The 13,433-nt window shown below is 56.9% G+C and carries 12 protein-coding genes; all 12 read left to right on the forward strand.

All coding sequences use genetic code 11. The annotated features are described in order from the left end of the window. The first annotated feature begins 50 nt into the window (after window positions 1–50). The 12 genes from OOJ60_RS17990 (at window position 51) to OOJ60_RS18045 (ending at window position 13,432) form a co-directional block, all read left to right on the forward strand. Window positions 51–2,525 (forward strand): fimbria/pilus outer membrane usher protein, encoded by a 2,475-nt coding sequence (locus OOJ60_RS17990; protein WP_181822156.1) that lies wholly within the window; start codon window positions 51–53, stop codon window positions 2,523–2,525. 43 nt (window positions 2,526–2,568) lie between these two features. Further along, window positions 2,569–3,312, forward strand: a complete 744-nt coding sequence (locus tag OOJ60_RS17995) for a fimbrial biogenesis chaperone (protein ID WP_042291001.1) — start codon at window positions 2,569–2,571, stop codon at window positions 3,310–3,312. A gap of 18 nt (window positions 3,313–3,330) precedes the next feature. Continuing rightward, window positions 3,331–3,954: a fimbrial protein gene (locus OOJ60_RS18000; protein WP_052406306.1), complete on the forward strand. Its 624-nt coding sequence runs from the start codon at window positions 3,331–3,333 to the stop codon at window positions 3,952–3,954. Next, a complete protein-coding gene (locus tag OOJ60_RS18005; protein WP_060570365.1) occupies window positions 3,954–5,015 on the forward strand; it encodes a fimbrial protein in 1,062 nt (353 codons plus the stop codon). Before OOJ60_RS18000 ends, OOJ60_RS18005 begins: the two co-directional genes overlap by 1 nt. A gap of 9 nt (window positions 5,016–5,024) precedes the next feature. Beyond that, on the forward strand, window positions 5,025–5,573 hold the full coding sequence (locus OOJ60_RS18010; protein ID WP_205612963.1) for a fimbrial protein: 549 nt from the start codon (window positions 5,025–5,027) through the stop codon (window positions 5,571–5,573). Between the two features lie 22 nt (window positions 5,574–5,595). Next, window positions 5,596–6,255, forward strand: coding sequence for a transcriptional regulator (locus OOJ60_RS18015; RefSeq protein ID WP_060570363.1), 660 nt, complete (start codon window positions 5,596–5,598; stop codon window positions 6,253–6,255). Between the two features lie 88 nt (window positions 6,256–6,343). Then, window positions 6,344–6,544, forward strand: coding sequence for a DUF4762 family protein (locus OOJ60_RS18020; RefSeq protein WP_060570362.1), 201 nt, complete (start codon window positions 6,344–6,346; stop codon window positions 6,542–6,544). Between the two features lie 60 nt (window positions 6,545–6,604). After that, the gene (locus tag OOJ60_RS18025; RefSeq protein WP_205612964.1) at window positions 6,605–7,276 is read left to right on the forward strand and encodes a DsbA family protein; all 672 of its coding nucleotides are present in this window, start codon (window positions 6,605–6,607) and stop codon (window positions 7,274–7,276) included. 5 nt (window positions 7,277–7,281) lie between these two features. Then, window positions 7,282–8,232 carry a hypothetical protein gene (locus OOJ60_RS18030; RefSeq protein WP_060570360.1) on the forward strand — a complete coding sequence of 317 codons (951 nt, stop codon included), beginning with the start codon at window positions 7,282–7,284 and terminating at the stop codon, window positions 8,230–8,232. Between the two features lie 8 nt (window positions 8,233–8,240). Further along, window positions 8,241–10,349 carry a peptidase domain-containing ABC transporter gene (locus OOJ60_RS18035; protein WP_205612965.1) on the forward strand — a complete coding sequence of 703 codons (2,109 nt, stop codon included), beginning with the start codon at window positions 8,241–8,243 and terminating at the stop codon, window positions 10,347–10,349. Next, complete coding sequence (locus OOJ60_RS18040) at window positions 10,346–11,497, forward strand: efflux RND transporter periplasmic adaptor subunit (protein WP_060570358.1); 1,152 nt, start codon at window positions 10,346–10,348, stop codon at window positions 11,495–11,497. Before OOJ60_RS18035 ends, OOJ60_RS18040 begins: the two co-directional genes overlap by 4 nt. Window positions 11,498–11,500: 3 nt before the next feature. Beyond that, entirely contained in the window at window positions 11,501–13,432 is a 1,932-nt protein-coding gene (locus OOJ60_RS18045; protein WP_042290981.1) for a MacB family efflux pump subunit, read from the forward strand. Window position 13,433 lies beyond the last annotated feature (1 nt).

A 13,433-nucleotide genomic window follows, 5' to 3' on the forward strand; every position in this document is an offset into this window, starting at 1 on the left:
ACGTAGCGGGAAGCAGGACGTTTTTTACGGATTTATTCGGGATGAAAATCATGTCGGTAAAATTAAAAACAAAGATAACGATAATAGCCCTTCATGTAATGAGCTGCTGTTATGCTGCTCCGGTCTGGGCTGAGGAAAGCGTTGAATTTAATACCGATGTCCTGGATGCTGCAGATCGTACGCGTATCGATCTGTCGCGCTTTGCGACGGACAACTACGTTACCCCTGGCGACTACCTGTTAGATATTCGTATCAATGGCCAGCCAGTGGGGCAGGAGAAGATTCGTTACATCGAAGCGCCTGAAGGCAAACGCACCATCCCCTGCATCACTGGCGACCTGCTCGACAAGCTGGCGCTGAAAGAAGACGCGCGGCAGCAGGTCACTCAGCTGTATCAGAACTGCTATGTATTGCAGAGCCTTCCGGGAAGCAAATTAACCAACTACGCCGGCGTGCTGGACATCAGCGTACCGCAGGCGTGGATGAAATATAACGACCCCGACTGGACGCCGCCTGAGCGCTGGGACGACGGGGTGGCCGGGCTGATTTTTGACTACAGCCTCAACGGGCAGATTACCCGTCAGTTCACCGATGATAAAAACTACAGTTCGCTGTCAGGTTATGGGCAGGCGGGCGCCAACATTGGCGGCTGGCGTGTGCGTGGCGAGTATCAGACCAGCTACTACAGCCAGAACCATCAGTTTGATTTCGACTGGAACCAAATCTACGCCTACCGTCCGCTGCCGATGATGGCGGCGAAGCTGACGCTCGGTGAGATCTACCTGAATTCGCAGGTATTTGACACGGTGCGCTTCACCGGGATCAACCTCGCCAGCGATGAGCGCATGCTGCCGCCAGCGTTGCAGGGCTATGCTCCTGAAGTCCACGGTATCGCCCGTACCAACGCCAAAGTGACCGTCAGCCAGAACGGGCGCGTTATCTATGAAACTACCGTACCCGCCGGTCCTTTCAACCTTCAGGATTTACGCAGTTCGGTGCGCGGTACGCTTGATGTGCGGGTCGAAGAGCAGGACGGGTCGGTGTCGACCTTCCAGGTGAACACCGCCAACATTCCGTATCTGACGCGTCCGGGCTATGTACGCTACAACATTTCCGGCGGTACGCCCTCTCGCTACAACCATAAAATGCAGGGACCGACGTTCCTCTCCGGCGATTTCTCCTGGGGGGTCAGCAACGCGTGGTCGCTGTACGGCGGCCTGCAGTCAGCTGGTGAAGAGTACACCGCCGCCTCGCTGGGTATTGGCCGCGATCTTAACCTGCTGGGCGCCATATCGGTTGACGCCACCGAGTCGTGGAGCCGCACGCGGGAAGGCGATCGCAAGAAAGGCACCTCTTACAAATTGAGCTACGCGAAAACGTTTGATGAGTACCACAGCTCCATCACCTTCGCGGGCTACCGCTTCTCGCAGGAAGATTTCCGCTCAATGGCGCAATACCTCGATGAGCGCTACGAAGGCTATGACCACCTGGGCCGCGAAAAAGAGCTTTATACCATTACCGGGAATAAAACGTTCTGGGCCGACGAACCGGGCAAAGCGACCACGGTCTTCCTGACCTGGACGCATCAGAACTACTGGGATAAGCGCAGCCAGGACCGCTACGGCATGTCGGTAGGACGCTCTTTCCGTATCGGAGACATTAACGGTATTACCGCCAACCTCTCTGCTTATCGTACTGACTATAAAGGAAGTAAAGACGACTCGATTTCCTTCTCCCTGTCAGTGCCGGTGGGCGACAACAGATGGGCGGGGCTGGATGTCCAGACCAACAACGGCAAAACCAGCCCGATGGCGTCCTATACCGACAACAGCGATTACAACAACCTGTGGCGCGTTCGCGCAGGCGCCAGCCAGCAAGGCAACGTCAGCGTTGACGGTTATTACAACCATCGCTCGCAGGTGGCGGAAATTAATACCAACGCCAGCTATCGCCAGAATGAATACATGGCGCTGAGCACCACGTTACGTGGCGGCTTTACGGCGACCCGACACGGCGCAGCCATTCACAACAGCGGCGCGACGCTGAACACCGCTCGCGTCATGGTGGATACCAACGGTATTGGCGGCGTACCGCTCAACGGCGAGAAGTCGCGGACCAACCGCTTCGGCATTGCCGTGGTGCCGGATGTCGTGAGCTACAACAGCTTTGACACCCGCGTGGATGTAGACGCGATGGACGGCGACATCGAACCGTCTAAAGCCATCAGCACCACAACGCTTACCGAAGGGGCGATTGGTTATCAGGCCTTCGGCATGGCGAAAGGGATGAAGATGATGGGCACGCTGCGCCTCGCTGATAACAGCGTTCCGCCGTTCGGCGCGGAAGTCTACAACGCCGACGGTATCAGCGTCGCGATGGTGCTGGAAGACGGTAAAGCCTGGCTTGCGGGCGTCAACCCTGACGAAACGCTGAACGTGATGTGGGGCGGAAAACAGCAGTGCAAGATCACCATCCCACCAGGCGCGACAAATGGACGCGCGGATACGCTGCTGCCGTGTCGTTAATCCCGGGTAGAACGAGTTATCTCATTGTAATAAAAGGCCAAAAATGAGCAAAAAAAGACATAACGGATACCTGCTGGCGGCGTTAGCGCTGAGCGCGGTGGGTGGCTATGCGCAGGCAGGCGTCTCGCTGGATCGGACCCGCGTGATTATTACGGAGAAAGATGTGTCGTCGAGCGCCAATCTGAGCAACACCAGCCCGGATGTTCCGTTCCTCGCCCAGTCATGGGTGGAAGATGAGAAGGGGAACAAGATCACGTCGCCGCTGCTGGTGTTACCTCCGCTACAGCGGATCAACGGCGGGCAGAAAGGGATCGCGCGCGTGACCAAAACCGACGGTATCGAAAAGCTGCCGAAGGACAGAGAGAGCCTGTTCTATCTCAACGTCCGGGAGATCCCGCCGAAGCCGGACAAACCGAACACGCTACAGCTGGCGATGCAGTCGCGCATCAAGCTGTTTTACCGCCCGGCGGCGGTGATCCCGAAGTCAAAAAGCGAAGTCTGGCAGGATCAGGTGGTGTTCCATAAGAACGGCAGCAAGATGACGGCAGAGAACCCGACGCCTTACTACATCACCATTCTTGGCTTGTCGAAAGGCGCCGGACAGAAGATCACCAAATTTCCGGGGATCATGGTCGCGCCGAAATCAAGCAAGCAGTTTGATGTGACAGATGCAAGCGTCAATCAGTTCTCAATGATGTTTGTGAATGACTATGGCGGTCACCCGGAACTGAAATTCCGTTGCGATGGCAACACCTGTAAAGCGTTGCCGCCTGCTCAACAGGGTTAATCAAGAAGGAACCTGACAATGCAAAATCCTTTTCCATGTATTGCCCTCCTGGCGATGGGCGTGACGTTTTCCAGTTCGGCGGACGTACCGGTACAGCCGCAGCACAATGCGCTGGAGCAGGTCGGCGAAGATAGCGGCATTGTCCGGTTTCACGGCTCGGTGTATGCCTCTCCCTGCGTGTTTATGACACAGGGACGTATCCAGGACGTCGAACTGGGTGACATTAGCGCCCAGCGTTTTCATCAGGCGGGCGATCGCAGCCAGCCGGTGCGCTTCAAGCTGTATCTGAAAGATTGCCTGAAAGGGGCGTCGCAGGCGCGGGGAAGCCTGGCTTCCCGTACCACCGGCGAAGACTGGCGCGCGTATAGCACTGGCGAGCAGGCCGTGCAAATGACGTTTGTCGGCGAGGCGGATGTGAATAATACGCAACTGCTGCGCACGACCGGTACCACCCGCGGCGCGGGTGTTCGCCTGCTGGATAAAAGCGGCAATGCGCTGGACGTCGGGCAGACCCATGCCCCCTGGCTGATTAAAAACGGCGACAGCGAGCTGAGCTTTATGGCGGCGCTGGAGTCTACCGGCACCCACGTCAGCGCCGGTGAGTTTAGTAGCCTGGTGCGCCTGAAGATGGAGTATCTGTAATGAATGTATCAGGCCTGTTGCGCCGCAAAGCGTCGGCTGTACTGGTGGCTTGCGCACTCGGGATGCCGGGAGCCGCATGGTCGGCGGTGGATGGCGAAATTGAACCGGTCGGCGGCACTTATGACTATATGGTCAACATTAACAATACGAACATTACCAATAATCAGCCAGGGTCAACCTATACGGATACGTTTGACCTGGCCGGGATGTTCCAGGGCCGCGCTTACTGTTCTGTGCCGATGACGAATCAGGCGGTGTACTACACGGCGCAGGCGACGTTAACCCAGCAGGGGAGCAACCCGGATTATCTGAAGCTCAATGACTATATGGACGTCAAAATTGAGATCTATATCGGCGGAACGGTGCGGGACTATAAAGTGGTTCCGTTTACAGGTCTGTCCAACGGGATTGAGCAAAACTATTGCAACGTGCCGAGTACGATTCTGGATAACGAGTTTGCTTCCGGGGCTAAGGGAAGGGTGACCTTTATGATCACCAAACCCATTATCAACGGCGTGAACTTACAGGGGTCCGAAATCGCTAAGCTGTTTGGGCGTCTCGGGCCAGGGGCCATCGGCGGCACGCCGTTATCGCGCATTACCATCGCCTCCGGGGTGATCACCGTACCGGATAAGTGTGTGGTGAACCAGGGGACGCCGATTGTCGTTGATTTCGGCACTATTCCGGGCACCGGCAGCGCGCTGGACGGCAATAATTTCAGCCAGCACGTGCCGATTCACGTGAAGTGCGAAGGCGGCAGCTTTTCCCAGGGGGCGCTGAATATCAAGCTTGGTATCCAGCAGCCTAACCCGGCCTTCACGGACGGCTCGTACCTGAGCACGCAGGGCACCGGCGGCGTCGATCGTTCGATGCTGGGTATTGCGCTGCGCGACGCTCAGCGCAATCTCATTAAGCCGAACACCTTTTATAACGTGCCCGGATTTGCGAATAACGAGGGCGACTGGAATCTGGTTGCCGCACCGATCGCCCAAAGCGCGACGTCGACAGTTCCGGAAGGCGAATTTCACGCGTCGGCCACGGTCGTGGCTGAATTCCAGTAAGGAGGGAATATGCAGCGCATTATGATGATCCTCGCCTGTTTCGTGACGACGCTTATCACCCCCTCCGCATGGGCGCTGGGGCAGCTGATCGGCGGCGATTTGAGCTTTAAGGGTGTGGTGATGGCCTATCCGTGCAGCATCGCGCCTGAGTCAGAGCGGGTGCCGGTCGACTTTGGCAACATATCAACCAAGTCTTTGTACATTAACGGCAAAACGGTCCCCGTGCCCTTCACCATCAAGCTTCAGGGCTGTACCCCGAGCGTTTTTAACAGCGTAACGGTGACGTTCAGCGGGACGGCTAACCCTAATCTCGCGGATCGGTTGGCGATCAGCGCCACCGCGCCAGGTAACGCAAGCGGTGTGGGTATTGGTCTGCTGGAGGCCGACGACACCCCGGTACAGCTGAACGCCGCCACGGCTCCGGTGGCCATTAACGACACGATTTTACGGCTGAACTTTCAGGCGTTCGTTGAAGCGGAGCCAGATGCCTTAGCAAACGGAACCCTTACCACCGGGCCATTTACCACGACGGCGAATTACACATTGAGCTATCAGTAGCGCGTCAACAGGGATTTGAGGCATGGTGTATCAGTGTTTTCTTTATGATAAGAATTTCTTTTATTCGCAAGGCTTAAAAACGGTAATTGCCCGTTTAGTCGGCGAGCAGGCTGAGACGCAATATTCCTTAACCGATGATTACGCCCAGCTGATTTCTGTGCTCCAGACAAAAGTCGATGATCATCATCGACTGCTGATTCTTTGCGATCTTGACAGTTTGCCGCAAGAGCGTTTTCGCGCGCTGCAACTGATGAAAGATTTTTATCAGCAGGAAGATAAAAGTCTGGTGATTTTATTGAGCGAGCATAATTTGCCGCTGTTTTTTGCGCTCTATACCATATTGCCGAGTGCGCACTGGTTATTGAAAAGTGAAAATATCGACAATATCGGTCCCTTTTTTCAGGATCTGTTTGATAAAGGCCATCGGGGATGCTGCTTTAGCCACTCGCTGGTGAACTACACACGGCAAAAACTGCACAACAGGGAAGAAGATTACACCATTTCCGGTAATGAGTGGTGGCTAATGGAAGAAATATTCAAAGGGAAATCGTTGTCGCAGATTTCCGATGAAGTGAACGTGGACGTGCGTCGCCTGAGTTATATCAAGCGCCATTTAATGAAGCGGTTAAATATCCGCAACAATATTGCCCTGTTCGCGGCGTTTAAGGGAATTATGCCCTGAGCGTGAGGAAAATTTTTGGCGAACGCTTTCGCCGAATTCCCGGTGCAAATGAATGCACCTTATTAAACCTTAATGAAGGAAAACAGAAATGAAAACATTAACTGCGATCGAAGCTGCAATGGTTGTGGGCGGAACCTGCAAAACCTGCGAAACAACCTATCAGAACGTGACTATCGGTGGCGTAACCTCCTGTAAGGAACTGACGACCTGCACCGACAAACACGGCAGCACCACGACCATGAAAGATGCTGACTCCAGCAAATGTGGCGGTATCCCGAATCGTTTCTAATCGGGCTCAGCCTGGGGGAGGACATGCCCCCAGGCTTTTCTTTTCCGTGGCGAGAATGTTATGGCGACGCATTTTAAACGTATTACCCTTATTGGTTATTCACTGTTTCTCATCGTGATCTCTTCGCTGATGACGGTGCTTTGTTATCATATTTTTGTTTTCAAAACATTTTCAGCGGATGATTCTCAAACGCAGGCGTTTCGTGAAGTCAGCGTTGAGCAGGTGGCGAACAGCCCGATAAAAGAAGAGCGCAGTATTATTGAAGTTATGTCCTACGGTTGCCATTACTGTGCGGCAAACGAAGATAACCTCGCTGAATTTAGCCGGTCGTTACCGCCCGGCAGCACATTTACCTCTATTCACATCGCCGGTGATAATAACGGTCTGGCGGCGTACGCGCCGTTATTTGCCACGCTGGAAGTTATGGGCATTGAAAAGCAGGTGCGCGACAGCGCTTATAATGCGGTGATAACGCGTGGTGTCGATCTGGCGGATAACAATGCGCTGCAAGGCTGGCTGGTTAAAAATAATATCGATACGACGAAATTCAATACAGTCCGTCAGAGCGAGGCTGTAAAAAAACGCCTCAGCGAAATGGCGGCAATTACCGAACATTATGCGATTAACGCCACGCCAATATTTATTATCAATAAACGTTATGTGGTGGCGCAGGATCGGGAGTTTCCGCAATTTGCCCAGCGGATGCAGCAGTTGCTTAAAGAGGATAAATAGTCTCCGTGGTCAGGTTTTTTATTATCTGGAGCGTCTTTAGCATCCGCAACCGTCTGGGACAAGTGCGTCGCCTGCGCCGGGAACTGTCCCGGGCGGCGATGTTTGCGCTGCGGAAAATTCTGCGCTACGGATACCTCCCCGCGGTGCTGGCAGTGGCGAGAGGGCTTTGCGCCCTGCGTCTGGCGGGACGCTCGTTTCGCTGTCAACACGCGGTGGCCAATGAAAACGCACGCTGTCTGACAGGGTATTCGGGGCGCGTGGACGCCGTATGGATAGCTGTCCGCCGTCGTTTGCTGGAAGAAGCCGCTACCTGGGGGCAGAGTCCGGCGCTGCTGCGACAGATTCGCGCCTGCGCGGCGCAGCTCGACGCCGTGGTCGCGCCGCTGCATCAACAAAACACGCCTTATATTCTGGCGCCGCTGCATACGGTCTCGGACGTGCTGGCGGCGATGGTTGGCGCCTGCGTCACGCCGGGAAGCGCCAGTGTGGTGGTCTCTGCAAGCGCGGAACTCTATAACGCCCAGACCCGCGCGCTGGGGGGCGTCGCGCTTTCGTACTGCTCAATTCACCAGGAAAACAAAGCGCTGGCAGGCGATCTGATGACGCTCATTACGGATGTCGCCTGCGGTCGGCAAAACATGATCATATTTCCCGATATCTCGCCCGACTATACCTTGCAGGCCGAAGGTGCGCTGGCGGCGAAATTGCCGTGCCGTTTATTTGACCGCAGCGCGAAGCTGCACAACGGCGTGGTTCGTCTTTCCGCGGTGATCAAGGCCCAGGTGGTGTTTTACCACCTGAGTTACGACAACGGCCTGCGTATCCACATTCATCCTCCGGTCGCCAGCCGCGACGTCGCGCAGACGCTGCCGGGAATTATTGAGTCCACCCTGCGCGACTATCCGCAGGAGTGGCTGCTCTGGCACAGCCATTCTCTCTATTTTATTAATCACTAATTATAAAAATGAAAACCACCATCCCGAATCAGATCTTTCAGGAAGAAACCAACGAATGCGGCCTGGCGTGCGTGGCGATGCTGGCGCAGACGCAGGGGAAAACCGTTTCGCTGGAGACGTTGCGCGACATTTTTCCGGCCTCCGATCACGGCACGTCGCTGGATACGCTGATGACAATTCTGGCGCGGCTGGGCATTGCCACCACGCCGGTCCTGTTTGAGCATCACGAACTGAATGACCTGCCGCTGCCGGCCATTCTGCACTACGGCGCCAGCCATTACGTTCTGCTGGCCTGGCGTAAGGGGAATCAAGTGTGCGTGATGAACCCGGCGATTGGCGAGCAGTGGTTGCCGTTTTCCGCGCTGAAGCAGGAGATCAGCGGCTATGCGTTGATTGTCGAACCGGATCGACCGCTGGAGGCCGATCCTGGCCTGTCGTTACCGGATGAGACGCAGACTGCGCCACGCGCCATGAGTATGCAGGAAACCGCGGCGGTGCCGGGGATTTACCGGCTGATGTTATTGACCTTCCTGGTCTCCCTCACGCTGTTCCTGATGCCGACAATGGTCAGCAACGCCATTAATCAGGCGTTTTCCAGCGTCGGGAACAGCGGTTTTCCCTACGGCTGGTTTATCCTGGCGTTTATGGTTTCCTCGCTGATGGCGCTGGGCGTACGGGTGATTAGCGAGCGTTTCATTAAACGCTTTGTGTTGATCCACAGCGGGGTCGGATTTTCCCGTCTGCTCAGCAATCCGCTGCGCTTCTTTGAAAAACGCGCGCCGGGGGAGATCTTCAGCCGCTTCACCGCCTGGCAGGTGGGTCTGCTGCAAAAGATTGAACTGGATAACGGTCTGCGTTCCGACTGGGTGATCTGCGTTATTGCGCTGGCGGTGATGTTCTGGATCGCCCCGGTACTGGCGGCGATCTCGGCGGTGGGGGTGACGGTGATGGGGATCATCAGCGTCTGGGCGGTGATCCGCGACCGCTGGTTCACGCAGCAGTTGCAGCTTAAAAGCGCCACCCTGAACGACTTCTTTATGGAGACTATCCAGGGCATTTTGACCGTCAAAACCGCCGGGCTGGAAGGCCAGCGGCAAGGGCAGTTTGCAGCGTTCAGCCGCGATCTTTTTTCCTGCCTGCAGCGCCAGAAAGTCTATCAGCAGGTTAAAGAGGGGTTGTATCAACTGACCGGCAGTCTGGAAATGGTGGTGTTTATGCTGGTGGTGCTGCCGATGGTACACAGCAAACTCATCTCGCTGGGCGACTTTTTTGCCTACAGCTTTCTGCGCCAGATCTTCACCTCTTACGTGACGCGGATTTTCTACGGCATTATTCAAAAAACACAGCTCAATGTTATTGATACCCGCGCCCATAGCCTGTTTGCCCGCAGAGACGAAGCCGAGCCCGTGCCGTTGACCCCGGCGCTGCCGTCAGGCGCGGTGCCCACGCTTCACTTTGATGCCCTGCGCTACGATTACGATCCGGCGAGGCCGATTCTGAACGGAGTATCGTTCACCCTGAACGCCGGAGAGCAGATGGCGATCGTCGGCGAGTCCGGGGCCGGAAAGAGTACCCTGTTGCGGCTGATCGCCGGACTGCTGGCACCTCAGACGGGCGGCTGTTATGCCGGCGAAACGCGCCTGTCTCCGGAATTGCTCACGCGGCTTGTCTGTCTGCAAAGCCAGGAGGACATCCTGTTTAACGCCTCGGTGCGGGAAAACATCACTTTGTTTGACGCACAGTATCGTGAACGCGACCGCGGACGCATTGAGGCGCTGCTTGATTCCCTCGCGCTGGGTGACGTGGTGCGCGGGCTGCCAGGCGGTGTTGACGCCCTGATTCGGGAAAGCCACGCGGCGCTTTCTCTTGGGCAACGTCAGCGCTTGTTGCTGGCGCGGGCGCTGTACAGTACGCGTCCGGTGTTGCTGCTCGACGAACCGACCGCGAATCTTGACGACGACACGGCGGCGACCGTGATGGAGACGCTCCGCCGTCACTGTCACGAAACCGGTAAATCATTGATTGTTGTAACCCACAGCGAACAGGTACTGTCGCATTTTCCGCGCGTTTATCAGCTTATTGCAGGCCAGTTGCGCCCTCTGGAGGCCGATGTATGACGCGTAAAACCCGCTGGATGTTGGCTGCTTTCGGACTGGCGTTTGTCGTCGCCAGCAGCGTGGCGTGGACGACGCTGGCCTCTGACTCTCCCGATGAACACCTGGCGCTGGAAACCATTGGTACAGGGGATATCGAAAAAGTCGTGCTGGTCACCGGCGTCCTGAAACCGGCGGTGCAGGTCAACGTTGGGGCGCAGGTCAACGGACAGCTTCGCAAGCTGTACGTGCGTCAGGGCGACAAGGTAAAAAAAGGGCAACTGCTGGCGGAGATCGACCCGACCATTCAGGAATCTGACCTTAACAACGCCCACGCGCAGCTTGCCAGCGCCAAAGCGCAAAAGCTGTCGGCGCAGGCGACCCTGTTACGTTATCGCCAGGAGCTTAACCGTCAGCGGATGATGATGCGCGACGGCTCTGGCGTGCGCAGTGAATTTGAGCAGGCGCAGGCGCAGTACGACGCGCAGGTGCAGCAGATCGCTGTGAGCGATGCGCAGATTGTACAGGCGGAGATGGCGGTGAAATCCGCGCAGGCTAACCTGAGCTATACCCGCATCGTCGCCCCGATCGACGGCGAAGTACTGGGGATTGTGACCCGGGAAGGGCAGACCATCGTCTCCTCGCAAACCGCGCCGACCATCCTGGTGCTGGCGAATCTCGACACCATGCAGGTGCAAACGCGGATTTCAGAGGCGGACGTGCAGAAGATCCGCCCCGGTCAGCCGCTGCGTTTCTACGTCATTGCCAACCCGGAAAAACGCTATAGCAGCACGATGGGCTTTGTTCAGCCCGCGCCGCAGGAGGCGCTGGAGGCGTCCGGGGAAAACAGAATGGGCGGCAATCAGCAGGCGATGGCGGTCTACTACACCGGAACGTTTGAAGTGCCTAACGCAGAGCGCGAGCTCAAAACGTCAATGACGGCGCAGGTGTTTATCCAGATTGCGAAAGCCAAAAACGTTCTGCGCGTACCGGTCGCCGCGCTGGGGCAGGCACAGGACACCGAGCGTTACGCCATTACCACTTATGAGAATGGCAAAACGCGCACCCGCATCATCCGTATCGGCATTAATGACAGGCAGTATGCTGAAGTGCTGGAGGGGTTAACGGCGGGTGAACAGGTGGTGCTGGCGCAGGATGCAGGGCGGGGATAGCGGATGGAGCCGATTATCGTTTTACGTCAGGTTTGCCGCGCGTTTAACGCCGGAACGCAGGTGCTTCCGGTTCTTAGCGATATTTCACTGACCCTTCACGCCGGCGAGATGGTGGCAATTGTCGGGGCGTCCGGGTCGGGGAAATCCACGCTAATGAACATTATTGGCTGCCTCGACAAACCCACGTCCGGTGAAGTGCTGATTAACGGCACGCCGGTGCATGAGGCCGACGAACTGCGCCTGGCAGACCTTCGCAGCCGCTATCTGGGTTTTATTTTTCAACGCTACCACCTGATGCCGTATCTGACCGCAGAAGAGAACATCGCGATTCCTGCGCTTTATACCGCCATGCCGGAGCCAGAGCGTAAAGCCCGTATACAGCGACTGGCGCGCCAGCTCGGTCTGGAGAACCGCCTGCAACATCGGCCTGCTCAGCTTTCCGGCGGTCAGCAGCAGCGTGTGAGCGTCTGCAGGGCGCTGATTAACGGCGCCCATATCATTCTGGCCGATGAGCCGACTGGCGCCCTCGACAGCGTGAGCGGTAAGGCGTTGATGGATGTACTACATCAGCTGCATACCGCCGGGCACACGGTGATTATCGTGACCCATGACCGCGACGTGGCCCGTCAGGCGCAGCGCATTATTGAAATCAGCGACGGGCGGATCATCAGCGATGAACAGCATGTCGCTGTCAGGCAGGCTTCGGCGTTACCGGATCAGGACAACGGACGCGCGTCGTTAGGGCGCAGCCTGCATGAGTCGGTACGCATGGCGTGGCGATCGTTGCTTGGGCACCGGATGCGGGCCTTTCTCTCAATGCTCGGGATTATCATCGGTATTGCGTCAGTCGTGTCGTCGATGGCCGTTGGCGAAGGGGCGCGTCAGGCGATCATGAGCGAAATCGGCAAACTGGGAAGCACCACGCTGGAGATCCGTCCTGGAACGGGATGGGGCAGCAAACGCCCGGATATGGAACGCGCGCTGTCGCTGGACGATGTGCGGAGTTTACAAGCGCTGCCGTGGATTATGGGCGTCTCGCCAGTGGTGAGCAGCACCACGCTCGCGGTCCGCAAGGGGCTGGATTCTTCGCTGATGCTTTCCGGCGTGTCGCAGGACTTCTTCTCGCTGCAGGGATTGCGCTTCGTCGAGGGAAATGGCTTTACCGCGCGTGACGTCGCCGAAGGCGAACCGGTGCTCATCCTTGATGAAACCGGACGCGATACGCTGTTTCCCGGCGGTGAAAACGCCCTCGGCGAGATCGTGCAAATTGCCGGTGCGCCGTGGCGGGTCATTGGTGTTGCCACGCGCCCTGGTCCGAAAGTGGTTGGCGGCTTTATGGCGGCCTGGGCGCCGCATACGGCCTTACAACAGCGACTAACCGGCGAGAAACCGCTGGAGTCGTTGATCGCGCGTTTTCAGCCGACGCTGGAACCGCATGACGCGGCGCAGCGCGCGGAACGGCATCTGCTGCGTGAGCATGGCAGAAAAGACTTCTTTATCCAGACCGACGATCAGCTGGCAAACGCCCTGCAAAAAACCTCCGACTCTATGTCGCTGTTGATCACCGCAATCGCCGCTATTTCGCTGTTGGTGGGCGGCGTGGGGGTGATGAACATCATGTTGGTTTCGGTGACCGAGCGTACCCATGAGATCGGTATTCGCCTGTCCGTGGGCGCAAGGCCGTCAGACATTATGAATCAGTTTCTGATCGAGGCGGTGATGATCTGCGCTCTCGGCGGCCTGCTCGGGGTTATGGGCTCGTGGGTGGCAGGGCATATCTTCGCTGTCGCCACCGACGCCTTCACGATGGTCTTTACCGCCTTTCCGGTGCTGATGGCGTGTGGGTTTTCCGCGCTTATAGGCCTGACGTTTGGCTATTTCCCGGCGCGCAGAGCGGCTCGCCTTAACCCGACAGAGGCGCTGGCACGCGAATGAC

Origin of the sequence: Citrobacter sp. R4 (assembly GCF_026719175.1) — a bacterium.
GTDB lineage: Bacteria > Pseudomonadota > Gammaproteobacteria > Enterobacterales > Enterobacteriaceae > Citrobacter_A > Citrobacter_A sedlakii.